The organism is Streptomyces sp. Y7, from assembly GCF_043195415.1.
Lineage (GTDB): Bacteria > Actinomycetota > Actinomycetes > Streptomycetales > Streptomycetaceae > Streptomyces.
In genome coordinates this window covers 125,130-150,197 of record NZ_JBIDDQ010000014.1, presented here as the reverse complement: position 1 = coordinate 150,197, position 25,068 = coordinate 125,130, and the positions used below count along the sequence as shown (strand labels likewise).

The window sequence follows — 25,068 nt, the reverse complement described above, 5'->3', positions numbered from 1 at the left end:
TCAGGCGCGCAGCCAGGCCGCGGTGTCCTTCGGCAGCCGCCCGTCGGGGGCCAACGGGCCGCTGGCGAGCAGGAGTTCGGCGTGCTCGGGCAGGTCGGCGCCGGCGTCGGCGAGGTTCACCACGCAGGTCACGCCCGGCGCGCGGGTGAAGGCGAGCACCCCCTCGGGCGCCGGCAGCCAGGTCAGCGGGCCGTCGCCGAACTCGGGGCGCAGCGCGATCGCCCGGCGGTAGAGGGCGAGCATCGAGCCGGGGTCGGCGACCTGCCGGTCGGCGGCGTACGCGGCCCAGCCGGCGGGCTGCGGCAGCCACGGCTCCGCACGGGAGCCGAAGCCGGCGTGCGGCGCCTCGGCCGCCCAGGGCAGCGGCACCCGGCAGCCGTCCCGGCCGGGGTCGGCGCCACCCGAGCGGGCGTGCATGGGGTCCTCGATGCGGTCGAGGGGAATGTCGGCCTCGGGCAGGCCGAGTTCCTCGCCCTGGTAGACGTAGACGGCTCCGGGCAGGGCGAGCGAGAGCAGCGCGGCCGCCCGCGCGCGCCGGGTGCCGAGGGCCAGGTCGGTCGGGGTGCCGAAGGCCTTCGCGGCGAAGTCGAAGCCGGTGTCGTCGCGGCCGTAGCGGGTGACCGTGCGGGTGACGTCGTGGTTGCACAGCACCCAGGTGGCGGGGGCACCGACGGGCGCGTGCTCGGCGAGCGTGGTGTCGATGGACGCCCGCAGCCGCTCCGCGTCCCAGGGGCAGGACAGGAACGCGAAGTTGAAGGCGGTGTGCAGCTCGTCCGGGCGCAGATAGCGGGCGAAGCGCTCGGTGTCGGGGAGCCAGACCTCGCCGACGAAGACGCCGTCGTAGTCGTCGGCCACGGTGCGCCAGGAGCGGTAGATGTCGTGGAGTTCGTCGCGGTCGACGAAGGGGTGCGGGTCGGGTGCGTCGACGAGGTCGGTGAGCGCGGGGTCCTTGGCGAGCAGCGCGGCCGAGTCGATGCGTACGCCGGCCACGCCCCGCTCGAACCAGAAGCGCAGGATGTCCTCGTGTTCCTGACGGACCGCGGGGTGGGCCCAGTTGAGGTCGGGCTGCTCGGGGGTGAACAGGTGGAGGTACCACTCGCCGTCCGGCAGCCGGGTCCACACGGGTTCGGTGGAGCCGACGAACTGCGAGGGCCAGTCGTTGGGCGGGAGGGCACCGTCCGGGCCGCGTCCGGGGCGGAAGTGGAACAGCTCCCGCTCCGGGCTGCCGGGCCCCGCGGCGAGCGCGGCCCGGAACCACGGGTGCTGGTCGGAGACGTGGTTGGGCACGATGTCGACGATCGTGCGGATGCCCAGCTCACCTGCCTCGGCGATGAGCTTCTCCGCCTCGGCGAGGGTGCCGAACGCCGGGTCGATCGCCCGGTAGTCGGCGACGTCGTAGCCGCCGTCCTTCAGGGGTGAGACGTACCAGGGCGTGAACCACAGGGCGTCCACGCCGAGTTCGGCGAGGTACGGCAGCCGGGCGCGGACGCCCGCGAGGTCGCCGGTGCCGTCGCCGTCGCCGTCCGCGAAGCTGCGGACGTAGACCTGGTAGATGACGGCGGAGCGCCACCACTGTGCGGCGGCATGACGGGGCTGTGCCACGGTGCGGCCCTTTCTGTCGGAAGGAGGAGGGCGGGCGGTGGGAGGAGGGCGTCAGCCCTTGGTGCTGCCCGCGCCGATCCCGGCGATGATGTGCCGCTGGAAGACCAGGAACATCACGACCATGGGGATGCTCGCGATGACCATCGCGGCGATGAGCACGGTCAGCTGGATGTTCTGCGACAGCTGGACCAGCGCGACGCTGATCGGCTGCTTGTCGGTGTCGGAGAAGACCATCAGCGGCCAGAGGAAGTCCTGCCAGACGGCCACCAGGGCGAAGATCGAGACCACGCCGAGCACCGGCCGGGACATCGGCAGCACGATCGACCACAGGGTGCGCAGCTTCCCGGCGCCGTCGATCTCGGCGGCCTCCAGGACGTCGCGCGGGAGCTGGTCGAAGAACCGCTTCAGCAGATAGAGGTTGAAGGCGTTGGCGACGGCCGGCAGCCAGATGGCGAGCGGGTCGTTGAGCAGCCCCAGGTCGGACACGGTCAGGTACTTGGGTACGACCAGCGCCTGGGCCGGGACCATCAGGGTGGCGAGGATGCCGCCGAGGACCACCTTGCCGAAGACGGGCCGCAGCTTGGACAGCGCGTAGGCGGCGGCCGTGCAGAACACGATCTGGAACAGCCAGGCGCCGGCGGCCTGCACGACCGTGTTCCAGAGGTGGCTGGGCAGCTGCATCAGGTCCCAGGCGTCGGTGTAGCCGCTGACGTGCCACTGCTCGGGCACGAGGGTGGGCGGGGTCCGCGCCACCTCGTCCGGCGACTTCATCGCGCCCGACACCATCCAGTACACGGGGAAGAGGAAGGCGAGCGTGAACAGCAGGACGGTGCCGGTGAAGACGGACCAGTAGGCGGCCTTGCCCCGCGGGCGGGCCAGGACCGCCGGGGATACAAGGGTGCGGGTGCTCATGCGTCCTCCCCCTCGGTGCGCGTCAGACGCAGGTACACGGCGGAGAAGGCGCCCAGGAGCACGAGGAGCATGACGCTGAGGGCGCAGGCGCCGCCGAAGTCGTTGTAGAGGAAGGCGTACTTGTAGATCAGGTACAGGACGGTGACCGTCGCGTTCTCCGGGCCGCCGCCCGTGATCACGAACGGTTCGGTGAAGACCTGCATCGTGGCGATGATCTGAAGGAGCATCAGCATCAGGATCACGAAGCGGGTCTGCGGGATCGTGACGTGGCGGATGCGCTGCAGGAGGTTCGCGCCGTCGAGTTCGGCGGCCTCGTACAGCTCGCCCGGGATGGACTGGAGCGCCGCGAGGTAGATCAGCACGGTGCCGCCCATGTTGGCCCAGGTGGCGACGAGGACCAGGGAGACGAGGGCGGTGTCGGCGCCGTTGGACCAGTTCGAGGTGGGCAGGTGCAGGAACCGCAGCGCCTCGTTGGCGAGGCCGGTGCCGGGGTCGTAGAACCACTTCCACAGCAGGGCGCTGACCACCGGCGGGATCATCACCGGCAGATAGACCACGACCCGGAAGAACGCCTTGGCGTGCCGCAACTCGTTGAGGACCAGGGCGAGTACGAAGGGGATCGCGAAGCCGATCAGCAGGGCGAGCAGGGTGAAGGTGAGGGTGTTGCGCCAGGCCGCCGCGAACTCCGGGTCGCCGAAGACGCGGGTGAAGTTGGCGGTGCCGACCCACTCGGGGTCGCTGCCGGGCGTGTACTTCTGGAAGGCGATCACGACGGCGCGGATCGCCGGGTACCAGGAGAACAGGGCGAAGCAGACGAGGCCGCCGAGGAGGAAGCCGTAGGCGCGGGCCTGTTCGGCGAGGCGGCGCCGCCTCCGGTCCCCTGCCGGGGGCGGCGCCTGCATCGGGTGGACCGCGACCTTCGCGACGGTCCGTCGCTGAGCCGTCTTGGTCATGGACCGTCAGCCCCGGGCCAGAATGCTGTCGATCTTCCCGGACGCGTCCTTCAGGAGCTGGTCGATGTCGGCGTCCTTCTTGGTGAGGACGGCGGAGACGACTCCGTCGAGGACGGAGTAGATCTGCTGGGCGCTCGGCGGTTCGATCTTCATGTCGAGGCTCTGGTTGCCGTCGAGGAACGCCTGGTAGTTGTCCACCGGGACGTTGGCGTTGGCCTCCTTGACCTGCTGGTCCTTGGCGTCGGCGGCGCCGGTGAACAGCCGGGGCTCGGGCAGTCCGACGGGGGCGTCGTTCTTCTTGGCGCGGGCGTAGTCGCCGAGGAAGCCGTCTCCGGGCGTGAGGAACATGTGGTCCAGCCACTTCAGGCCGGCCCGGATCTGCTCGGGGCTCGCCTTCTTGTTGAACATGTAGCCGTCGCCGCCGATGAGCGTGCCCTCGCCGCCGGGCATGGGGGCGAGCGCGAGGTCCTTGTAGTCGCCGCCCTTCTCCTTGACGAGGATCGGGATGTTGTCGGGGGCGGAGAGGTACATGCCGAGCTTGCCGGAGCCCATCATCTGCTGGACGTCGTTGATGACCAGGAGCTGCTTGCTGCCCATGGAGTCGTCGGTCCAGCGCATGTCGTGCAGGTTCTGGAGCACGGCGCGTCCCTCGGGGGTGTCGACGGTGGCCTTCTTGCCGTCGGCGCTGACGACGTCGCCGCCCTGGGAGTAGAGCTCGGCGGTGAAGTGCCAGCCGCCCTGGTTCTGGGCGCTGTAGTCGGCGTAGCCGACGGTGCCGCCTCCGAGACCGGCGATCTTCTTGGCCGCGGCGCGCAGTTCGTCCCAGGTGGCCGGGGGCTTCTCGGGGTCGAGGCCGGCCTTCTCGAAGAGTTTCTTGTTGTAGATCAGGCCCATCGAGTAGCCGGTGCGCGGGATGCCGTAGATCTTGCCGTCGACGGTGTAGATGTCGCGCAGCTGCTGCTGGATGGTCTCGTAGCTCTTCAACTCCTTGACGTACGGAGTGAGATCGGCGGCCTGGTTGATGTCGACGACGTGCCGGGCGTCGGTGAAGTACGTGTAGAAGACGTCCTCCATCTGCCCGCCGGCGAGCTTGGCGTCGAAGGTCTTCGGGTCCTGGCAGGGGAACGCGTCGTGCGCGACGACGTCGATGTCCGGGTTGGCCTTCTCGAAGGACGCGATGTCCTGCTCGAAGAACTGGCGGTCGACCTTGGCGCTCTTGGGCGGCATGCAGTTGACCGTGATGCGGGTCTTTCCGCTCGCCGAGTCGTCGTCGCCCGACCCGCAGGCGGACACGGCCAGGGCGAGGGAGCAGACGCTCAGCGTGGCGAAGGTGCGGCGGAACCCGGTGCTTCTCATCGGTGGACCCCTCTGGGCAGGAGCGGTGGGCGCCGCACACTCAAGCACCGCCAACATCTGAACGCAAGATGTCGCGCGAGATTTGAAATTTATTAACAGCGGAATGGATGCCTCAGGAACGCCGGGGCACGGAGAGGGGCGGGCGTCAGACGCGAGGCGCCTGCGCCGTCGAACCTCGCACCACCAACTCCGGTTCGAAGAGCAGTTCCTCCGCGGGCACGGCGGCGCCGCCGATCTGCGCGTTCAGCAGCTCCACGGCCGCCCTGCCCATGGCCTCGATGGGCTGGCGGACGGTGGTCAGCGGGGGCTCGGTGCAGTTCATGAACGCCGAGTCGTCGTAGCCGACCACGGAGATCTCCGACGGGACGCCGAGTCCCTTGCGGCGGGCGGCCCGGATCGCGCCGAGCGCCAGCGGGTCGCTCGCGCAGATGATGCCGGTGACGCCCCGGTCGATCAGCCGCGAGGCGGCGGCGTGACCGCCCTCGATCGAGAAGATGGCCCGCGCCACGCGCTCCTCGGGCAGCTCCCCCGCCACGCTTCGCGCCGCGGCCAGCTTGCGCGCCGACGGCATGTGGTCGGCCGGCCCGAGCACCAGCCCGATGCGCTCGTGCCCGAGCGAGGCCAGGTGCCGCCACGCCTGTTCGACGGCCACGGCGTCGTCGCAGGACACCGCCGGGAAGCCGAGGTGCTCGATGGCCGCGTTGACCAGCACGACCGGGATGTTGCGGTCGGCGAGCTCCTTGTAGTGGTCGTGCGGGGCGTCGGCCTGGGCGTAGAGCCCGCCGGCGAACACCACCCCCGAGACCTGCTGTTGCAGCAGCAACGTCACATAGTCGGCCTCCGACACCCCGCCCTTGGTCTGGGTGCACAGCACCGGGGTCAGGCCGAGCTGGGCGAGCGCGCCGCCGATCACCTCCGCGAACGCCGGGAAGATCGGGTTCTGCAGCTCGGGCAGCACCAGGCCGACGAGCCGGGCGCGTTCGCCGCGCAGCTGCGTGGGCCGCTCGTAGCCGAGTACGTCCAGCGCGGAGAGCACCGCCTGCCGGGTGGCCTCGGAGACACCGGGCTTGTCGTTGAGCACCCGGCTGACCGTGGCCTCGCTGACCCCGACCTTCTTCGCCACTTCAGCAAGTCGTCGCGTCATGGACGCAAGAATAGCGCAAGAAGCGCAAACGGCTTGCGTTCCAGCGGCATCTACTTCCTCGCGGCCCAGAGTCCGCGCACATGCCCCAGGTGGCGGGTCATGACCTCGTGCACGGCCTCCTCGTCGCGGGCGATCAGCGCGTCGAGGAGTTCGAGGTGCTCCTCGGCGGAGGCGAGGAGCCGGCCGGCCTCGACGAGCGCGGTGAGGCCGTAGAGACGGGAACGCTTGCGGAGGTCGCCGACGACCTCGACGAGATGGGCGTTGCCGGCGAGGGCGAGCAGGCCGAGGTGGAAGCGGGTGTCGGCCTCGACGTACGCGATGAGGTCACCGGAGACGGCGGCCTGGACGATCTCCCGGGCGGCGGGGCGCAGCGCCTCCAGCGAGACCTTGTCGGCGCTGCGGGCCAGCTCCACCACCGTCGGGACCTCGATGAGCGCCCGGACATGGGTGTACTCGTCCAACTGCTGCTCGGAGACGGCGGTGACCCGGAACCCCTTGTTGGGAACCGTGTCGACCAGGCCCTCCTTGACCAGGTCCAGCATGGCCTCGCGCACCGGAGTCGCCGAGACACCGAAGCGGGCGGCGAGCGTGGGCGCGGAGTACACCTCGCCGGGGAGCAGCTCCCCGGCGATCAGCGCGGCGCGCAGGGCGTCGGCGACCCGCTCCCGGTAGCTGCTCTTCCTGCCGCCCAGGCTGGGCAGCGCCGGGGCGGCTGCGGTGGACGGGGCGGCGCCGGTGCGCTGGGCGGCCATGCGGTGTCTCCTAGCTGGTGCGATGTCACGCGCCGGTGGGTCGGTCGTGATCCTGACGCGCTGGTGCGTCGTGATCGTGACGCGCCGGTGGGTCGTGATCGTGACGCGTTGGCGCATCGTGATCGTGACGCGCCGGTGCAATGTCACGCGCTACCGTCACGCGGTACCGGCCATTATCCCCGGCGTCGGTGCTCCGCCGGGGCGCTTCCCTACAGCACGAAGCCGGCCGGGAACGGGTCCGAGGGATCGAGCAGGTACTGCGCGGTCCCGGTGATCCAGGCGCGGCCGGTGAAGCTGGGCAGCACGGCGGGGCGCCCGGCGACCTCGGTGGTGCCGAGGAGCCGGCCGGTGAACCGGGTGCCGATGAAGGACTCGTTCACGAACTCGGTGTGCAGCGGCAGTTCACCCCGCGCGTGCAGCTGCGCCATGCGGGCGCTCGTGCCCGTCCCGCAGGGCGAGCGGTCGAACCAGCCGGGGTGGATGGCCATCGCGTGCCGGGAGTGCCGGGCGGTGGCGCCGGGGGCGATCAGGTGGACATGATGGCAGCCGCGGATGGACGCGTCCTCCGGATGGACGGGCTCCTCGGCGTTGATCGCGTCCATCAGCGACAGACCCGCCTGGAGGATGTCGTCCTTGCGCGAGCGGTCGAAGGGCAGCCCGAACTGCTCCAGCGGCAGGATGGCGTAGAAGTTGCCGCCGTACGCCATGTCGTATGTCACCGTGCGCCCGTCGGCGAGGGTGATCTTGCGGTCCAGGTCGACGGAGAAGGATGGCACGTTCTTCAGGGTGACCGCCTTCGCGGCGCCGTCCTCCACCGCCACTTCGGCGACGACGAGGCCCGCCGGGGTGTCGAGCCGGATGGTGGTGACCGGCTCGACGACCTCGACCATGCCGGTCTCGACGAGCACGGTCGCGACCCCGATCGTGCCGTGCCCGCACATCGGGAGATAGCCGGAGACCTCGATGTAGAGCACGCCCCAGTCGCAGTCGGGGCGGGTGGGCGGCTGGAGGATGGCGCCGCTCATCGCCGAGTGGCCGCGCGGCTCGTTCATCAGGAGCTGCTTGATGTCGTCGCGGTGCTCACGGAAGTACAGCCGCCGCTCGTTCATCGTCGCACCGGGGACGGTGCCGATCCCGCCGGTGATCACCCGGGTGGGCATGCCCTCGGTGTGCGAGTCGACGGCGTGCAGGACGAGTTTGCTGCGCATGGTCCAGCCTCCCTTGTGCCTACGCGAGCCCTGCGGCCACGGCCTTCTCGGTGGCGGCGCGGATCGCGGCCTCCTGCTCCGGCAGCAGCGGCACCCGCGGTGGACGGCAGCGTCCCCCGTGCCGGCCCACGATGTCCATGGAGAGCTTGATCGCCTGCACGAACTCGACCTTGGAGTCCCAGCGCAGCAGCGGGTGCAACTGCTCGTACAGCTTCTTCGCGGTGCCGAGGTCACCGCCGACGGCCGCGCGGTACAGCTCCACGGTGGACCGGGGCAGCGCGTTCGGATAGCCGGCCACCCAGCCCTTGGCGCCGGCCAGCGCGAGCTCCAGCAGGACGTCGTCGGCGCCGATCAACAGGTCGAGTTCCGGGGCGAGTTCGGCGAGCTGGTAGGCGCGCCGGACGTCGCCGGAGAACTCCTTCACCGCTTGGATGTACCCCTCGCCGTGCAGCTTGGCGAGGAGTTCCGGGACGAGGTCGACCTTGGTGTCGATGGGGTTGTTGTACGCCACGACCGGGACGCCCGCCCCGGCGACCTCCTCGTAGTGGGCGAGGACGGAGCGCTCGTCGGCGCGGTAGGCGTTCGGCGGCAGCAACATCACGGACGCGCAGCCCGCGTCCCGGGCCTGCTCCGCCCAGCGCCGGGACTCGGCCGAACCGTAGGCGGCCACGCCCGGCATCACGCGTGCGCCGCCGATCGCGGCGACGGCCGTCTCGACGACCTTCGCCCGCTCCTCGGGGGTGAGCACCTGGTACTCCCCGAGGCTGCCGTTCGGCACGACACCGTCACAGCCGTTCTCGACGAGCCAGGAGCAGTGCTCGGCATACCTGCCGTGGTCGACGCGGAGGTTGTCGTCGAGCGGGAGGGCGGTGGCGACCAGGACGCCACGCCAGGGGCGGTGTTCGGTGACGGTCATCTCGGATTCCCTCTCAGTGGACTGCGATAGTGGCGTGTGACATTGCATTGAAGCGGGTGACCTTGCATGGGAGCGTGCGGCCTTGCATTGATCCGTACGGCCGACCGGCGCCCGGCGGCTCCGGCGCTCAGCCGTCCTCGTCCTCCCCCGCCCGCGCGAGCACCCCGAGGGGCACGGGCCGGGCGAAGGGCCTGCGCGAAGGGGTGAGTTCGCACCCGGCGAGCCCCGCGACCGCCGGCCCGCACACCCGCCCCTGGCACCATCCCATCCCGGCCCGGGTCATCAGCTTCACCGTCCTCGCGTCCCCGGCGCCCAGCTCCACGACCGCCGTCCGGATCGCCCCGCCCGTGACCTCCTCGCAGCGGCAGACCACGGTGTCGTCGGTGATCCGCTCGGCCCAGCGCGCCGGCGGGGCGTACACGGAGTCGAGCGCGGCGAAGAACGCGCGCAGTCGGGTACGGGTCCGGGCGGCGGCCGCCCAACCGGCCGGGTCGGGCCGCTCACCGCGCAGACGGGCGGCGGCCGAGCGCCCGGCGATGTGCCCCTCGGCGAGCGAGAGCGCCGCCCCTCCGATGCCGGTGGCCTCCCCCGCGGCCCAGACGCCGGGCACGTCGGTGCGCTGTTCGTCGTCGACGCGTACGGCGAGTCCGTCGAGGCCGCAGCCGAGGGTCTCGGCGAGGTCGGTGTGCGGGAGCATCCCGTGGCCGACGGCGAGGGTCTCGCACGGGATACGGCGCCCGGTACCGGGCCTGACCCTCCCGTCGACGTCCAGCGCAGCCACCGTCACGGCCTCCAGCCGCTCGGTGCCGTGTGCCTCGACGACGGTGTGCCGCCCGAGCAGCCGCACCCGGTGACGCAGCAACCGGGCGGCGTACCGCGCGCCTTCGGCGACCTTGGCGGGCTGGGCCGCCAGCGCCCGGGTGCGTCGCAGGAACGCCTTCGGGTCGGCGGACTCGACGAGCGCGGCCACCTCGACGCCGGCCGCGGCCAGCCCGGTCGCCACGGGGAGCAGCAGCGGGCCGGTCCCGGCGACGACCGCGGTGCGCCCGGAGAGGGCGAGGGCACCCTTGAGCATGGCCTGGGCGCCGCCCGCCGTGACGACGCCGGGGAGGGTCCATCCGGGGAAGGGCAGGACCTTCTCGTAGCCGCCGGTGGCGAGGAGCACGGCGTCGGCGCGCACTTCGGCCGGATCCCGCTGTTCGGGGCCGAGCAGGGCGTGCACGGTGAACCCACCGGCGGGCAGACGCTCGACGAACCAGACATGATGATCCGTCAAATGCCGTACATGTCCTGCCTCGACGTGTGCGGCCAGCCCGTCCCGCAGCCGCTCCCACACCCGCCACTGATGGTGCAGAGCCTGCGGGCTGCGGGCGTTCAGCCCGGCGGCCGGCTGCCGGTAGAACTGGCCTCCCGCCTCCGTCGCGGAGTCGAGCAGCGTGACCCGGACCCCTCGGGCGGCGGCGGCAACGGCCGCGGCGAGCCCGGCGGGTCCCGCGCCGATCACGGCGAGGCGCGGGGCTCCAGAGTCGGCGGGGTCGCGGTCAGTCATCGTGCCCCGTCCCTTCCTGGGTCCGGATGGTGTCGCCGGGGTGCAATGGCACCAGACAGGCCCGTTGGTTGGGGTGGTCGTTGACGGTGATCAGGCAGTCGAAGCAGACGCCGATGCCGCAGAACACCCCGCGCCTGCGGCCCTCGCCGCGGGTGGTGCGCCAGGAGGTGACCCCCGCCGCCCACAGCGCGGCGGCGACCGTCTGGCCGGGCAGGGCCTCGATCTCACGGCCGTCGAAGGTGACCGTGAAGGCCGGGCCCGGGTGGGCGTCGGCGAGCTCCAGAGGGGTTCTCATACGGCCTCCTCGCCGAAGCGGTCGGGGCGGAACGGCGTCAGGTCCAGGTCGGGGGTCTTCTCGGTCAGGGCCTGCGCGATCAGGTGGCCGGTGCCGGTGGCCAGTCCGATGCCGGCGCCCTCGTGACCGCAGGCGTGATACAGACCGGGCACACGGGGGTCGGGGCCGACGGCGGGCAGGTGGTCCGGCATGTAGGGGCGGAAGCCGAGGTAGGCACGTGTCGCGCGGACGTCGGCGAGGAACGGGAACAGGCGCGTCGCGTCCGCCGCCAGCGCCCGCACGACGGGCAGCGCGAAGGTCCGGTCGAAGCCGACGCGTTCCCGGCTCGCGCCGATGAGGACCGGCCCCGCCGCGGTGCCCTCGACGACCGGCGAGGTCTGCAGCGCGGCCGAGTCGCTGGCCACGTCGGCCACGTAGTCGGCGGCGTAGACCTTGTGCCGGACCCTGCGCGGGAGGGGTTCGGTGACCAGGACGAAGCCCCGGCGCGGCAGCACCGGCAGCACGGCGCCGGCGAGTGCGGCGACCTCACCGCCCCAGGTGCCGGCGGCGTTGACGACCGCCGGGGCGTGGATGTCCCCCCGGTCGGTGCGGACCCCGCGCACGGCGCCGGCGCTCGTACGCAGGACGTCGGTCACCGTGCGGCCGGTGAACAGGCGGGCGCCCGAGCCGCGCGTGAGGTGGGCGGCGGCCAGGGCGGGCATGACCTGGCAGTCCTGGGGATAGTGGACGCCGCCCGACAGGCCGGGGGCGAGATGGGGTTCCAGGGCGTACAGGGCGTCGCCCGCGACCGGTTCGGCGACGACCCCGGCGGCGCGCTGTCCGTCGGCGAACCGCTCCAGCGCCGCGAGGCCGTCCAAGGACGAGGCCACGACGACACCGCCCTTCGCCTCGTACTCGACGGCTGCCCCGAACTCCCCCGCCAGCTCGCCCCACAGCCGGCCGGACAGCAGAGCGAGGTCCAGTTCGGGGCCGGGTTCCTTGTCGGAGACGAGGAGGTTGCCCTCACCGGCGCCGGTGGTGCCGCCCGCCACCGGGCCGCGGTCGACGAGGATCACGTCCAGGCCCGCCCGGGCCGCGTACAGCGCGCAGGCCGCGCCCACCATGCCGGCTCCGACGACCACGACGTCGCAGGTCAGTCGCTCGCTCACGCCAGTACTATGTCACACACCACTCTACGAGGGAATGGTGCGACGCCCTGGTCCCGCGAAAGGGATAGGCCCGAAAACTCCAGGGCGAACGTTCCCGCGCTGACGGGGCGCCGTCGGCGACCTGAACGCCGACGGTGCCCCGTTCAGTCCTCGGTGGCGGGCACGACGCGCAGATGGCCGGCGCCGCGGCGCGCCACTCGCGTCCGGGGCCGCTCGCGGCGCAGCTCGCGCAGCACCAGCGTCAGCCGGGTGTAGCCCATCTCCTCAAGGGTCCTGGGCGTCTCGTCCACGACCCGGCACTCGGTCGCGCCCCAGCGCGGGTCCGGGTGCAGCAGCGGACGTACGGCGCCGTCCCGGGCGACCACCTGCTCATCGACCGCGCGGATCCAGTGCGGCAGACCCTGCCGGTAGGCGGCCTCCATGATCGGGTCCTGCGCGATGTCCCGGCGGATGGCCTGCAAGCCGTGGTCGTGGCCGTGCCGCTCCACGGCGGCCGCGAAGTGGGCCAGCATCGGCAGGCACCAGCGGGACTCGTGCTCGCCGAGGACCGTGCTCGCGTCCGGGTGGAAGAGCACGAATCTGAGGAAGTTGTCGCCGGGCATCGCCGTCGGATGCGGGCCCACACCGCGGAAAAGTGACGCGAAAGCGGTGTTCGCGAGCACGACGTCCCAGCGGTGGTCCAGCACGACGGACGGGAAGGGCACGGCCTCCACGAGAGCGGCGTAGTCCCGCAGATACGCCTGGGCCTCCGGCCTCTCGAGGACGGGGCGCGGCACGGACCGCTCCCCACCTGCCTGATATGCCATCGGGAGGTCACCCCTCTTGCCTATGCGGCCTTCACGCGGCGCCCCGATCCTGATGCCCGAGCCGGAGCCGTGTCAACTATCGTGGCATTTCATGTCTGTTGACGGCTGAAATTGGCCACAGTTGTGGCGAGACCTGGATGTGAGTTCGAACTACCCGGTAATCTCCGTCGAGTTCACGGGAAGGGCTTGTGAGGAGCCTGTGAGAGACGTAGGAGATCTGCCGGTGACGGATGGCTTCGAGGGTTCGGGCGCCACGCCGACGGTAGCGCTGCCGGCCGTCGTCGCCCGGGTCACCGCGCTCGCCGACCGGCTCGGCGTGTCGCACGCGGAGGTCTTCGACACCGGGCGGCTGTCCGTCGCCTCCGGCGTCCCCGAGCCCGTCGTCAAGGCCCTGCTGAGCGGCCGCCCGGCGGGTGAGCCCGATGTGCAGGCGCGTTTCCTCCAGCGGCTGGACCTGTTGCGCCGCACCCGGCTGAAGCCGAACGGCCGCAAGTACACCCAGCAGGAGATCGCCGACGGCGCGGGCATGTCCCGGCAGCAGGCCGGCGCCCTGATCAACGGCGACCGCCGTCCCACCATGGAGCACTGCGACGCCATCCAGCGTTTCTTCCGCGTGCACGCCGGATTCCTCACGGCCGAGGACCCCGAGGCGCTCGCGGGCTCCCTCCAGCGCACCGAGCAGGACCTGCTCCAGAAGCTCGCGGAGCGCGAGGCGGCCCAGGCCGCCGAGGACCCGCTGGAGAGACTCCTCCAGGATCACGGCGTGCGCGGCATAGCCTGGCGTGCCGCCCAACTGCCCACCGACCAGCACCGTGACAAGGTCGCGGAGTGGCTGGACATGCTCCTGGAGAGCGTCAAGCGACCCGAGTCGTGATCCGGGGAGAACGGGAGATCTGTGGGCATCGGTAAGGAAATGCGCCGCCTGTGCGGCGAGTTGATCGCGGAGCTGGAGATCCCCGCCCCCGCGGCACCCGGCATGCTGTACGGCGCGCTGTGCGACGCGATGAGCAGACGCCGCGGCCGTCCCGTCCATTTCCGTACGGCCGCCTTCCCGGCCGGCACCGCCAGCGGGCTGTGGCTCGACATGGCCGACCAGGACCTGGTCGTGATCGAGGAACGCACCGCGCCGGACCACCAGTTGGTGATCCTCGGCCACGAGCTGTGGCACATGAAGGCAGGCCACTGCACCCACAGCATCGAGGGCGCGACCGTGGCGGCCCGGCTGCTCAGCGACGACGCCGATCTGCGCTCCACGGTGCTGAAGGTCGCCGCCCGCAGCCGCTTCGACGAGGCCGACGAGCAGGAGGCCGAGAGCTTCGGGCTGCTGCTGGCCAGCAAGTGCCGCACCTGGCTGGCGGACTCGTCGGTGCGCGGGCAGCGGGACCATCTGGCGGGGCGCATCGAGGCGTCACTGGGCTATCTGGGGCCGCAGGGCTGACCGGGAGGCACACCGGTTCGAGGTCGCGCGGCGGGTCAGGTCGCGCTGCGCTCGCTCGCCTCCCGCAGCTCCCGTTCCACCGCCCGGGAACGCGCCGTGTCCGGCTGTCCCGCCGCCGTACCGGGCCGTCCCGCCCGCAGCATCTCGCGCCAGTTCTCACGGCTCCAGTCGGCGGCGGCCGTGCCGGCTGCGAACTCCTCGACCAGCGCGACGAAACGGGCCGGGTCGGTGTGGAACGGGAAGTGGCCCGCCCCTTCGAAGATCTCCAGCCGGCTGCCGGGCATCGCCTCGTGCGCGCCGTACGCGTGCCGCACCGGCACCACGCTGTCCCGGTCGCCCCACACCAGCAGCGTCGGCATGCCCGCGGTCAGATAGCAGCGGTCCAGCATGGTGACCACCTGCCCGCGCCAGTCCACCACCGCCCTGAGGGTCCGGATGAAGGCGTTGCGCGAGGTCTCGTCGGGCAGGGCGTCGACGAGGGTGAGCAGTTCCGGCGCGTCCTGCCCGAGGTCGGTGTCCAGCAACCGCATCAGCCGTACCGCCTGCCCCACTTGCAGCCGCATGCCCGGCAGCCGCAGCGCGGACAGCAGCAGATGGGCGCCCGGCAGCGAGACCAGCCGCAGCACCGGATTGACCTCGCGGCCCACCCCGCCCGCGCTGACCAGGATCAGCCGCTCGGTGCGCTCGGGGAACTGGTACGCGAACTGCATCGCCACTCCCCCGCCCAGCGAGTGTCCGACCAGCGTCGCCGACTCGATGCCGAGGGTGGTGAGCAGATCCCGCACGCCGTTCGCGTAGGCGGCCACCGAGTAGTCGGCACGCGGCTTGTCGGAGGCGCCGTGGCCGAGCAGGTCGGGGGCGATCACCGTGTGCGTGCGGGCGAGGTCGGGGATCAGCTCGGCCCAGGTGTCGGAGGAGTCCCCGATGCCGTGGATCAGCACCAGCACCGGCCCCTCACCGGCCATGCGAAAGGCGCGCCGGTAGCCGTGCACGACGCGGTACTGCAGCGCGAGTTCTCCGTCGCCCACCGGCCGCAGCCGTACCGCGCGCACCGGGCGTCGGCCCTGGGCATCAGCCACGTGCCCACCTCCGTTCCTGCCGCGCTCCCGGGCCGCGGGTGTGCGGCGCGAGGCCGTTCCCTCCAGCGTAGGACTCCTTTCCCACCAGGGGTTTCGGGGAGGTTTCGCCTCCGCTAAGCGGGCGAACGGACGGGGGACCGAACCCGATTGTCAGTGGTGGACGGCAAGCTGGTGGTGCGCCCTCGTATGCGGGCGTGACGCGACGACGCCGACTTGGGGAGAGCCGACCGATGCCCACTGCCGTACTGACCGATCGCGAGCGCACCGCCGTCCAGGCCTACCTGCGGCTTTTGCACACCGTACGAGCCGCGTTCGACGGTCCGCCCGGGAAGGGCCGACCACCCGTGGTGCCGCCGGCCGTGCTCGCGGAGGCGGAACAGGCGCTGGCCGCCGCGGGTCTGACGGGCAACGAGGAGGAGTTCTTCCGGCTGCTGAAGGGCTGGTGCCCGGCGGAGCCGTAGCGGACCTCAGGACGCCGGAGGGGGCTCAGGTGTGCGGCACGCTGACCGAGGTCGCCACCAGCCCCCGCTGGACGGTCCACCGGCCCTCGAAGACGTCGATCCGGCGTTCGCCCACCAGTGGGCCCGGCACGAGCAGCCGTGCGCGCAGGCCGCCACTGTGCCGCTCGCCGGGGTCGGCGAAGAGGTCGATGTCGGCCTCGGTGAAGTCCAGCCACTTCCCGGTGAGGGGGAACCACGCCTTGTAGACGGACTCCTTGGCGCTGAACAGGAGCCGGTCCCAGTGGACATCGGGGTGGTCGGCGGCCAGCCGGCGCAGCCGGTCCGCCTCCGCGGGCAGGGAGACGGCGGGCAGCACGCCCTCCGGGAGCGTCCGGTGGGGTTCGGCGTCGATGCCGAGGGAGGCCAGATCGGCGGCGCGGACCAGGGCCGCGGCGCCGTAGCCGTCGCAGTGGGTCATGCTGCCGACCAGTCCGGGGGGCCAGCCGGGGGCGCCCCGTTCACCGGGCAGGATCGGCTGCGGGGGCACCCCGAGCTTCTCCATGGCGCGGCGCGCGCAGGAGCGTACGACGGCGAACTCCCGGCGGCGCTTGTCGACCGCCTTGGCGACGACGGCCTCCTCCTCGGGATACAGGACCGTGCCGGCGTGCTCGTCGTTGCCGTACGCCTCGACGGTGACCACCGGGTCGGGCAGCAGTTCCTCGATCACCGGGCCGCGCCCTCCTTCGGCAGAATCCGGCGCAGACGGCCCGGCGGGTCCGGTCGCTTGCGCCACTCGCGGGGATACCCCACCGACACCTCCTCGAAGCGGACGCCTTCGTGCCAGGTGGTCCGCGGGATGTGGAGGTGGCCGTAGACCATGGTCCGGACGCGGAACCTGCGGTGCCAGTCCGCGGTCAGCCGGGTGCCGCACCACATGGCGAACTCGGGGTACCACAGGACGTTCGTGGGATGCCGGTCCAGCGGGTAGTGGTTGACGAGGACGGTGGGCAGGTCCTCGGGCAGCGCGGCGAGCCGCCGTTCGGTCCCGGCGACGCGGGCCTCGCACCAGGCCTCGCGGGACGGGTAGGGGTCGGGGTGCAGCAGGTACTCGTCGTTGCACACGATCCCGGTGCCGTGCGCGTACTTCAGTCCCTCCTCCTTGGTGGCGCAGCCGGAGGGCAGGAAGGAGTAGTCGTACAGCAGGAACAGGGGGGCCACCGCGACGGGGCCGCCGGGTCCCTCCCAGACGGGGTAGGGGTCCTCGGGGGTCGTCACGCCGAGTTCCCGGCACATCTCGACCAGGTGCTCGTAGCGTGCGACGCCGCGCAGGGTGACCGGGTCCTTCGGGTGGGTCCACAGCTCGTGGTTGCCGGGCGCCCAGACGACCTTGTCGAACCGCCCGGCGAGCGTCTTGAGGGCCCAGCGGATGTCGGCGACGGTCTCCGCCACGTCGCCGGCCACGAGCAGCCAGTCGCCGTCCGACTCGGGGCGCATCCGCTCGACGAGGGCGCGGTTCTCCTCGTATCCGATGTGCAGGTCACTGATGGCCAGCAGCTGTCCGGCCCCGCCGGCCGTCGACGTCACCCTTCGCCCCTTCCGGTCACACGGAACGATCACACGAACAGGACCACCAGAACACAGTGTCCCCCGCCCGTACAAGGCCGGATCACGTCGTCACCGGGAGGGAGTACCGGGGGTGTTCCTGACGGTCAGGAAGCATCCGCAATTCCGTAACACGTACGTTGCACGCGGCACCCCTTGAAACCCGTATGATCGCCCCAACACCACCGCCGTGAACGTCCCTTCGCAAGGGGCGGTTTGGTGTACCTCCAACCACCCTGCCCGGGCACGGGCCTGCTTCGCCCTGCCCGCACACCCGAAAGGACGGCCCTGCATGGTCTCTCGCGTACGCGTCTGGCTCAACCGCACGTACGCGGAGAACGTGTTCTTCATGGATCAGCTGCGACGAAATCCCAGCGATCGGGCCGTGGAGATCCATGCGACGCACGGGGACGCCGACTCACCCGTGCTCGCCGCCGCCGACACCGCCGAGCTGGAGCCGGAGGGCCTGTCCCCGGCCGGGTACGTGGAGTACGCCCTCGCCCAGTGCCGCCGTCGCGGTATCGACGTGTTCGTGCCCCGGCTGCACCAGTCGGCGGTCGTGGCACACCGCGCGGAGTTCGAGGCGGTCGGCACGGCGCTGCTGGCGCCGCCGCCGGAGGCCGTGGCCGTCTTCCAGGACAAGGTGATCGCGTACGAGGCCGTGCAGGCGGTCGGCGTGCCGGTGCCGCCGTGGTGGCGGGTGCGCAACGCCGATGAACTGGTCGCCGCCGTCGAGGAGTTGGAGGAGGCCGGGCACAAGGCCTGCTTCAAGCCGGCGTCCGGCGCGGGTGGCGTGGGCTTCCGGGTGATCACGCGCTCCCCCTTCTCGCTGATGCACCTCAGCGGCTTCCCGACGCCGTATGTGCAGCTGGACCTGGTGGTGGACGCGCTGCGGCGGAGCGACGAGCCGGTGGACTGGCTGGTGATGCCCCGGCTGGAGCAGCCGGAGGTGTCGGTGGACTGCCTGACCGGGCCGGACAACCGGGTCCGGCTGGCGATCGGCCGCAGCAAGAGCGGCCGCCGGCGCGGGTTCACGCTCCAGGAGCAGTGGCTGGAGCCGGCGCGGCTGATCGCGGAGGGGTTCGGGCTGCACTACCTGTCCAACATCCAGTTCCGGATGTTCGGGGACACGCCGGTGCTGATGGACGTCAACACACGCCCCGCGGGCGGGCTGCACCAGCTGTCGCTGTGCGGGGTCAATGTCCCGTGGCTGGCCGTCCAGCTGGCGCTCGGCGAGGACCCGGGCGAGGTCGTTCCGCCGTTCCTGGGGCAGGACTACACGGTCGTCTCGGGCCCGCGGCAGCTGCGGCCCGTGTCCATTCCGCTGCAGCGGGCGGCCGAGGAGACGGAGCCGCTGCTGCCGGCCGTCCCGGCGCCCGCGCCGGTCGAGTCGGTCGAGAGCGCGACGGCTCAGGTCCTGCCGCTCTAGGCCGTACGCCGGGTGCGGGCCGCGCGTGGCCGATCGCGCGGTTCCCCGCACCCTGACGGCGTTTCACCACCCCTGGTATGGACCAATCTCGGCGCCGGCACTTGACACCTGAATTGGTCCATACCAACTTGGTCTGCGCACCTCTTCGCACATCTCTGCACCTGTGCACTCCCGAACACCCCACTTTCCCAGGGAGATCACGTGCGCAACCAACCCCTCAGACGTCTCAGACGTCGACTTCTCGCTCTCGTCGGCTCCACCGCTCTCGCGATCGCCGGAGCCGTCGCTCTTCCCGGTACGGCCCAAGCGGCCAACGTCCTGTCCAACGCCGGCTTCGAGTCGGGCGGGCTCTCCCCGTGGAGCTGCACCGGCAATCTCGGGTCGGTCGTCTCCTCGCCCGTGCACGGTGGGTCCAAGGCCCTTGCGGGGGCCGTCAGTTCGAGCGACATCGCCAAGTGCGGCCAGACCGTCGCGGTGCAGCCGAACACCACGTACAGCCTCAGCGGCTGGGTGCGCGGCTCCTACGTCTACCTCGGCGTGGACGGCGGCGCCTCCACCTGGACGTCGTCGCCGTCGGCGTACAGCCGCCTGTCGCTGTCGTTCACGACCGGCGCCTCGCAGACCAGCGCCCAGGTGTACGTGCACGGCTGGTACGCGCAGGGCACCTACTACGCCGACGACATCAGCCTCGACGGGCCGGGCGGCGGCTCGGACGGCCAGGCGCCGAGCGTGCCCGGCAGTCTGCGGTCCACCGGCAAGACCTCGTCCAGCGTGTCGCTGGCGTGGAACGCCTCGACGGACAACGTCGGGGTGACCGGGTACGACGTCTTCCGCGGCGCCACCCAGGTGCTCAGCGTCTCCGGTACGAGCGCCACGGTCAGCGGGCTGTCGCCCAGCACGGGCTACACCTTCACGGTGAGGGCACGGGACGCGGCAGGGAACGTGTCGGCCGCCTCCAACGCCGTCACGGTCACGACGGACGCGGGCGGCGGTGGCGGTACCGGCTTCAAGCAGGCCGCGCCCTATCTGTACCTGGGCTGGGGCGATCCGCCGAGCGCGACCTCGGTGATGAGCTCGACCGGGATCAAGTGGTACACGATGGCGTTCATCCTCTCCTCCGGCGGCTGCAACCCCGCCTGGGACGGGTCGCGTCCGCTGACCGGCGGGAACGACCAGAGCGTCATCAACTCCATCCGGTCCGCCGGCGGTGACATCGTGCCGTCGATCGGCGGCTGGAGCGGCAACAAGCTCGGGCCGAACTGCTCCAGCGCCGAGGCGCTGGCGGGGGCGTACCAGAAGGTCATCGACGCCTACGGGCTGAAGGCCATCGACGTCGACATCGAGAACACCGACGAGTTCGAGAACGCGACCGTGCAGGACCGGATCCTGAACGCCCTGAAGATCGTCAAGGCGAACAACCCGGGTCTGCGGACCGTCCTCACCTTCGGCACCTCCACGACCGGCCCGACGTACTGGGGCAACCGGCTCATCGAGCAGGCCAAGGCGCTGAACGCGGACATCGACGTGTTCACGATCATGCCGTTCGACTTCGGCGGCGGCGCCGACATGTACGGCAACACCGTGAACGCCTCGGAGGGGCTGAAGAACAAGCTGAAGTCCACCTTCGGGTGGGACGACGCCACGGCCTACGCCCACCTCGGCATCTCCGGCATGAACGGCCTGTCCGACCAGCAGGAGCTCACCTCGACCGCGACCTGGACACAGATCCGGGACTGGGCGAACTCGCATCACATCGCCCGCCTCGCGTTCTGGTCGGTCAACCGTGACCGGCCGTGCCCGGGCGGCGGCGTGACGAGCAACTGCTCCGGGATCAGCCAGAGCAACTGGCAGTTCACTTCGATCACGGCCGGGTTCACCGGCTGAGGCCCCGGTCACCCTCCCGGAGAATTTTTTCCGGGAGGGTGTATCAGGGCTCCACCGACGTGCTCATAAGAGTGAAAGGCAACGGGGGAACAACCGGGGGACCGAGGAAACACGGGGGAAGCACCACCACGGGGGAAGCACGGGGGATTCGGGCCGGCCGACCGCTGCGACGGGGGCGGCGGCCGACCGGCCCGAAGGAAACCGCGGGGTGACGCGTCAGAAGCGGCCCGCGCCCCGGTACAGCTCCAGCTCCCCGTCCAACTCGACCGCGAGCACCGTGGCGTGCGGGTCGAGGTCCGCCCCGGTGGGCGGTTCGATCCAGAGCACCCCGGGCGTCTCGTGCAGACCGCCGGTGACCCGGTGGGCCAGTTCCCGGCCGCTGCCGAGCACCGTGACCCGGTGTACCCCACCGAGCAGCCCGCGTACGTTGATCTCCGCGCGCGGGGCGTCGAAGACCATCAGGTACAGGGTGCGGCGGTCCTTGGAGAGGGTGCTCGGGCCGTAGTGGTGCCCGGCCGGCAGACCGCGTTCGGTGCCGTACACCGCCTCCGCGTGCCTGGCGATCCAGTCGCCGAGTCCCTCCAGCCGCTCGGCCTGTTCGGCCGGGATCGTGCCGTCCTCGCGGGGGCCCACGCTCAGCAGCAGATTGCCGCCTCCCCCGATGGTCTCGGTGAAGTAGCGGATGAGCTGGTCGACCGACTTGTGGTTGTGGTCGTGGTGCTGGTGGCCCCAGGAGTCGTTGATCGTCAGGCACAGCTCCCAGGGGCCGTCGGGCGGGACGACCGGGGCGCCCTGCTCGGGCGTGGCGTAGTCGCCCTCGCTGAGCATGCGGGCGTTGAAGACGACGTCCGGCACCTCGGAGCGGATCAGCGCGGCCAGCTCCGGGATGCGCCACTGCTCCTCGCTGCGGTCCCACTCGCCGTCGAACCACAGCAGGTCCGGCCGGTAGCGGGACGTCAACTCGGCTATCTGGCCGTCCCGGTAGGCCAGGAAGCGTTCCCATGCCTCCAGGTCCTCGTCCTCGGCGGCGACCTCGGAGTACCGGTTGTCCTCCAGCTCCGGCGGGCGGCCGGGTTTGCGGGTGGAGGCGTAGTCGGGGTGGCTCCAGTCCGAGTGGGAGTAGTAGAGGCCGACCTTGAGGCCCTGCTCGCGCAGGGCGTCGGCGTAGCCCGCGATCAGGTCGCGGCCCACGTTCAGCTCACCGTGGGCCGAGTCCCACAGGGCCACGCCGTCGTGGTGGCGGCTGGTCAGGACGGCGTACCCGGCACCGGCCCGCGCGAAGAGCTTCGCCCAGTCGCGGGGCTCGTAGCGGGACGCCGTGAAACGGTCGAACTGGGACATGTAGCGGTCGTACGGGACGATGTCGTCGTAGAACGACCAGGACTCCTGGACGCCGTCGACGGCGTAGATGCCCCAGTGGATGAAGATCCCCAACTTGGCGTCGGTGAACCAGGGTTGTACCGCCATCAGCCCACCTCGGCGCGCTGGAGGCGAAGGGTCAGCACCTGGAAGGGGCGCAGCGACACGGGCACCCCGCCGTCGACCTCGGCGGCCTCCAGCGGGCGCTCCAACAGATCGGTGACCTGGGCGCCGGCCAGCGGGAACCCGGTGCGCAGCACGCCCTGGGCCCGCCCGCCGCGGGACTCGTAGAGACGTACGACGACGTCGCCGGATCCGTCGTCGGCCAGCTTGACCGCCTCGACGGTGACGCCGGCGCCGTCCACCGAGACGACCGGTTCGGGGGCGCCGGCCGCGTCCGCCACGCGCAGCGGGAGGTTGAGGGCGTAGCCCTCGGCGACGGCGTCCTCGATGCTCGCGCCGGGCAGCAGGGAGTAGGTGAAGCGGTGCATGCCCTGGTCGGCCTCGGGGTCCGGGACGCGCGGGGCGCGCACCAGGCTGAGGCTGACCCGGGTCGTCGTGCCGCCGTCCTCGCGGACCGTGCGGGTCACGTCGTGGCCGTACGTCGAGTCGTTGATGACGGCGACGCCGTAGCCGGGCTCGGCGATGTGCACCCAGCGGTGGCCGGAGACCTCGAAGCGGGCCGCCTCCCAGCTGGTGTTGGTGTGGGTGGGGCGCTGGATGTGGCCGAACTGGATCTCGGCGGAGGAGTGCGGGGCGCGGATGTCGACCGGGAAGCCCGCCTTCAGGATCTTCTCGGCCTCGTGCCAGTCGATCTCGGTCTCGAAGTCGACGCGGGGGCTGCCGGCGCGCAGGGTGATGGTCTGGGTGAGCGTCGAGCCCTTGCCGAAGGCGCGGGTGACCCGGATCGCGCCGATGAGCGGATCCTCCTCGACGACCGTCAGCGACTCGGTCTCCAGCAGGTCCTTGTAGCGGTTGCGGTAGTGCTTGTCGATGTCCCAGGCGTCCCAGTAGTTGGGCAGGTCCGTGTGCAGACGGAGCAGGTTGCCCTTGTCGGCGAGGACTTCGCGGCCTGCCCGGAGGTCGTACACGGACGCCAGGGTGCCGTCCTCGGCGACCTCGACCCGCACCAGGCCGTTGTCGAGGACCCGGCCGGTGACGGACACGGGCCGCGCGGGCTCCGCCGACGCGAGGGGCGCGCTGCCGCTCGCGGGCACCGTGACGTACGCCGGTGCGCCCTCGGCCGTGCGGACGACCTCGGAGCGCTCGAACGGGCTCGTGTTGAAGACCCGGGCCTCTCCCCCGCCCAGCGCCGCGACCGCCTCGGCCGTCAGCTCCTCCAGCTCCGCGGCCACGCGGGCGTATTCGGCCTCGGCCTCGCGGTGCACCCAGGCGATCGAGGAGCCCGGCAGGATGTCGTGGAACTGGTGCAGCAGGACCGTCTTCCACAGCCGGTCGAGCTTGTCGTACGGGTAGGCGTAGCCCGGCGCGTGCAGCGCGGCCGTCGTCGCCCACAACTCGGCCTCGCGGAGCTTGTGTTCGCTGCGCCGGTTGCCCTGCTTGGTGCGGGCCTGGGAGGTGTAGGTGGCGCGGTGCAGCTCCAGGTAGAGCTCGCCGTTCCAGACGGGGGCGTCCTCGTACTCGGCGCGGGCCTTGGCGAAGAACTCGTCCGGGTGCTCCACGACGACCTTGGGCGAGCCCTCCAGGTCGGCGAGCCGGCGCGCCCGTTCCATGATCTCGCGGGTGGGGCCGCCACCGCCGTCGCCCCAGCCGAAGGGGGCCAGCGAGCGCGTCCCGCCGCCCTTCTCGGAGTAGTTGCGGACCGCCCGGTCCATCTCCTCGCCGCTGAAGCGGGCGTTGTAGGTGTCGACGGGCGGGAAGTGGGTGAAGATGCGGGTGCCGTCGATGCCCTCCCACCAGAAGGTGTGGTGGGGGAACTTGTTGGTCTGGTTCCAGGAGATCTTCTGGGTCAGGAACCACTCGTTGCCGGCCAGCTTGGCGAGCTGCGGGTAGGCGGCGGTGTAGCCGAAGGAGTCCGGCAGCCAGACGCCCTTGGTCTCGACGCCGAAGTGCTCGATGAAGAACCGCTTGCCGTGGATGAGCTGGCGGGCGATGGCCTCGCCGCCGGGCAGGTTGCCGTCGGCCTCGACCCACATGCCGCCGACCGGCGCCCACTGGCCCTTCTTCACCGAGTCCTGGATCCGGGCCCACACGTGCGGGTAGTTGTCGCGCACCCACTCGTACTGCTGGGCCTGCGAGCAGGCGAAGATGAAGTCGTCGTACTCGTCCGCGAGGGACGTGACGTTGGAGAAGGTGCGGGACGTCTTGCGCTTGGTCTCGCGGATGGGCCACAGCCAGGCCGAGTCGATGTGCGCGTGGCCGACGCCGGAGATCGTGTGCGCGCTGGCGTGGGCCGGCTTGGCGAGCACGGGGGCGAGCACTTCGCGTACGGCCGCCGCGCTGCCGGAGATGTCGTCCAGGTCGAGGACGTCCATGGCCCGGTCCAGGGCGTGCATGATCTCGTGCCGGCGGGGCTCGTGCTCGCCGAGGTGGACCATGAGCTCGCGCAGCACCTGGAGGTCCAGGTCGAGGTGCCAGACCTCCTCGTCCAGGACGGCGATGTCGGCGCGCTCGAAGGTGTAGAGCGGCTTGTCGCCGGCGGTGAGGACGTCGCCGAGCGGGGTGGGGGCCGCGAAGTCGTTGGCGAGGATGTCGGGGTTGGAGGCGGCCTCGACGAGGTAGTCGATCTCCTCCCCGCCCACGACCGGGTTGCCGATCGGCACGTACTGGTTGAGCGGGTTGACGGCCTTCAGGGGGCGGCCGTCGACGAGGTGGACCAGGGCCTCGGCCTGGTTGCCGGGCCAGTCCCCCACGAAGCCGAGGTCGATGACGGCCTCGACGCGTCGTCCGGCCCAGTCGGCGGGCACCCGGCCGCGCATCCGGAACCAGGTCGTACCCCAGGGCGGGCCCCACGGCGTGTCCATCGCGAAGGGCTCGTACCGGGCGGCCGCCGCCTCCTCGAAGGAGACCGGCTCGCCCGGCGCCTGCCAGGCCGCGACCTCGAAGGGGACGGTGGCCGAGTAGATCGCGGGCTTGATGCGCTGGTTGTGGACGCGCTCGACGCGTTCCTCGATCCGGCGGCGTTCGTCGTGCATCAGGGTCTCCAGGGAGGGAGAGAACGGAGGGGAGGCGAGGG

Annotated in this window: 22 protein-coding genes; 5 read left to right on the top strand and 17 right to left on the bottom strand. The window is 71.4% G+C overall.

Going from position 1 to position 25,068, the window contains the following annotated elements:
• From ACGFW6_RS29130 to ACGFW6_RS29075, 12 genes are all read right to left on the bottom strand, one after another.
• Nucleotides 1-1,602, bottom strand: a complete 1,602-nt coding sequence (locus tag ACGFW6_RS29130) for an alpha-amylase family glycosyl hydrolase (protein WP_393516096.1) — start codon at nt 1,600-1,602, stop codon at nt 1-3.
• Nucleotides 1,603-1,653: 51 nt separating this feature from the next.
• Nucleotides 1,654-2,514, bottom strand: a complete 861-nt coding sequence (locus tag ACGFW6_RS29125; RefSeq protein ID WP_393516093.1) for a carbohydrate ABC transporter permease — start codon at nt 2,512-2,514, stop codon at nt 1,654-1,656.
• Nucleotides 2,511-3,467, bottom strand: a complete 957-nt coding sequence (locus tag ACGFW6_RS29120) for a carbohydrate ABC transporter permease (protein ID WP_393516090.1) — start codon at nt 3,465-3,467, stop codon at nt 2,511-2,513. The genes ACGFW6_RS29125 and ACGFW6_RS29120 overlap by 4 nt, the downstream gene beginning before the upstream one ends.
• A 6-nt stretch (nt 3,468-3,473) precedes the next feature.
• On the bottom strand, nt 3,474-4,823 hold the full coding sequence (locus ACGFW6_RS29115; RefSeq protein WP_393516087.1) for an ABC transporter substrate-binding protein: 1,350 nt from the start codon (nt 4,821-4,823) through the stop codon (nt 3,474-3,476).
• 145 nt (nt 4,824-4,968) lie between these two features.
• Nucleotides 4,969-5,967, bottom strand: a complete 999-nt coding sequence (locus ACGFW6_RS29110) for a LacI family DNA-binding transcriptional regulator (RefSeq protein WP_393516084.1) — start codon at nt 5,965-5,967, stop codon at nt 4,969-4,971.
• A gap of 50 nt (nt 5,968-6,017) precedes the next feature.
• Nucleotides 6,018-6,719, bottom strand: coding sequence for a GntR family transcriptional regulator (locus tag ACGFW6_RS29105; RefSeq protein ID WP_393516081.1), 702 nt, complete (start codon nt 6,717-6,719; stop codon nt 6,018-6,020).
• Nucleotides 6,720-6,928: 209 nt separating this feature from the next.
• Nucleotides 6,929-7,927, bottom strand: coding sequence for a proline racemase family protein (locus tag ACGFW6_RS29100; protein ID WP_393516078.1), 999 nt, complete (start codon nt 7,925-7,927; stop codon nt 6,929-6,931).
• Nucleotides 7,928-7,946: 19 nt separating this feature from the next.
• On the bottom strand, nt 7,947-8,843 hold the full coding sequence (locus tag ACGFW6_RS29095; protein WP_393516075.1) for a dihydrodipicolinate synthase family protein: 897 nt from the start codon (nt 8,841-8,843) through the stop codon (nt 7,947-7,949).
• A 127-nt stretch (nt 8,844-8,970) separates the two neighbouring features.
• Nucleotides 8,971-10,392 (bottom strand): NAD(P)/FAD-dependent oxidoreductase, encoded by a 1,422-nt coding sequence (locus ACGFW6_RS29090; RefSeq protein WP_393516072.1) that lies wholly within the window; start codon nt 10,390-10,392, stop codon nt 8,971-8,973.
• Nucleotides 10,385-10,687, bottom strand: coding sequence for a (2Fe-2S)-binding protein (locus ACGFW6_RS29085; RefSeq protein WP_393516069.1), 303 nt, complete (start codon nt 10,685-10,687; stop codon nt 10,385-10,387). Before ACGFW6_RS29085 ends, ACGFW6_RS29090 begins: the two co-directional genes overlap by 8 nt.
• The gene (locus ACGFW6_RS29080) at nt 10,684-11,835 is read right to left on the bottom strand and encodes an NAD(P)/FAD-dependent oxidoreductase (protein WP_393516066.1); all 1,152 of its coding nucleotides are present in this window, start codon (nt 11,833-11,835) and stop codon (nt 10,684-10,686) included. The genes ACGFW6_RS29085 and ACGFW6_RS29080 overlap by 4 nt, the downstream gene beginning before the upstream one ends.
• Nucleotides 11,836-11,978: 143 nt before the next feature.
• Nucleotides 11,979-12,641, bottom strand: a complete 663-nt coding sequence (locus tag ACGFW6_RS29075; protein WP_393516063.1) for a hypothetical protein — start codon at nt 12,639-12,641, stop codon at nt 11,979-11,981.
• Between the two features lie 223 nt (nt 12,642-12,864).
• Here ACGFW6_RS29075 and ACGFW6_RS29070 point away from each other — a divergent pair, with 223 nt between their 5' ends.
• Together ACGFW6_RS29070 and ACGFW6_RS29065 are read left to right on the top strand one after the other, a co-directional pair.
• The gene (locus tag ACGFW6_RS29070; RefSeq protein WP_359053445.1) at nt 12,865-13,515 is read left to right on the top strand and encodes a helix-turn-helix transcriptional regulator; all 651 of its coding nucleotides are present in this window, start codon (nt 12,865-12,867) and stop codon (nt 13,513-13,515) included.
• Between the two features lie 39 nt (nt 13,516-13,554).
• Nucleotides 13,555-14,079, top strand: a complete 525-nt coding sequence (locus tag ACGFW6_RS29065; RefSeq protein ID WP_393516232.1) for a toxin-antitoxin system, toxin component — start codon at nt 13,555-13,557, stop codon at nt 14,077-14,079.
• A 35-nt stretch (nt 14,080-14,114) separates the two neighbouring features.
• Here the strand turns inward: ACGFW6_RS29065 and ACGFW6_RS29060 are convergent, their stop codons facing one another.
• Nucleotides 14,115-15,158 (bottom strand): alpha/beta fold hydrolase, encoded by a 1,044-nt coding sequence (locus tag ACGFW6_RS29060; protein WP_393516059.1) that lies wholly within the window; start codon nt 15,156-15,158, stop codon nt 14,115-14,117.
• 230 nt (nt 15,159-15,388) lie between these two features.
• On the opposite strand from ACGFW6_RS29060, the gene ACGFW6_RS29055 reads away from it, so the two are divergent.
• Entirely contained in the window at nt 15,389-15,619 is a 231-nt protein-coding gene (locus tag ACGFW6_RS29055) for a hypothetical protein (protein ID WP_030954880.1), read from the top strand.
• Nucleotides 15,620-15,644: 25 nt separating this feature from the next.
• On the opposite strand, the gene ACGFW6_RS29050 is transcribed toward ACGFW6_RS29055, so the two are convergent.
• Both ACGFW6_RS29050 and ACGFW6_RS29045 read right to left on the bottom strand, forming a co-directional pair.
• Nucleotides 15,645-16,325, bottom strand: coding sequence for a 4'-phosphopantetheinyl transferase (locus tag ACGFW6_RS29050; RefSeq protein WP_393516055.1), 681 nt, complete (start codon nt 16,323-16,325; stop codon nt 15,645-15,647).
• Nucleotides 16,322-17,182, bottom strand: a complete 861-nt coding sequence (locus ACGFW6_RS29045; RefSeq protein ID WP_393516052.1) for a metallophosphoesterase family protein — start codon at nt 17,180-17,182, stop codon at nt 16,322-16,324. The genes ACGFW6_RS29050 and ACGFW6_RS29045 overlap by 4 nt, the downstream gene beginning before the upstream one ends.
• 310 nt (nt 17,183-17,492) lie before the next feature.
• Here ACGFW6_RS29045 and ACGFW6_RS29040 point away from each other — a divergent pair, with 310 nt between their 5' ends.
• Together ACGFW6_RS29040 and ACGFW6_RS29035 are read left to right on the top strand one after the other, a co-directional pair.
• Nucleotides 17,493-18,629 carry an ATP-grasp domain-containing protein gene (locus ACGFW6_RS29040; protein WP_393516049.1) on the top strand — a complete coding sequence of 379 codons (1,137 nt, stop codon included), beginning with the start codon at nt 17,493-17,495 and terminating at the stop codon, nt 18,627-18,629.
• Between the two features lie 201 nt (nt 18,630-18,830).
• Nucleotides 18,831-20,513 (top strand): carbohydrate binding domain-containing protein, encoded by a 1,683-nt coding sequence (locus tag ACGFW6_RS29035; RefSeq protein WP_393516046.1) that lies wholly within the window; start codon nt 18,831-18,833, stop codon nt 20,511-20,513.
• 216 nt (nt 20,514-20,729) lie between these two features.
• Here ACGFW6_RS29035 and ACGFW6_RS29030 read toward each other — a convergent pair whose 3' ends face one another.
• Both ACGFW6_RS29030 and ACGFW6_RS29025 read right to left on the bottom strand, forming a co-directional pair.
• Nucleotides 20,730-21,980 carry an alpha-L-fucosidase gene (locus tag ACGFW6_RS29030; protein ID WP_393516043.1) on the bottom strand — a complete coding sequence of 417 codons (1,251 nt, stop codon included), beginning with the start codon at nt 21,978-21,980 and terminating at the stop codon, nt 20,730-20,732.
• Nucleotides 21,980-25,027: an alpha-mannosidase gene (locus tag ACGFW6_RS29025; protein WP_393516040.1), complete on the bottom strand. Its 3,048-nt coding sequence runs from the start codon at nt 25,025-25,027 to the stop codon at nt 21,980-21,982. The genes ACGFW6_RS29030 and ACGFW6_RS29025 overlap by 1 nt, the downstream gene beginning before the upstream one ends.
• Nucleotides 25,028-25,068: the final 41 nt, after the last annotated feature.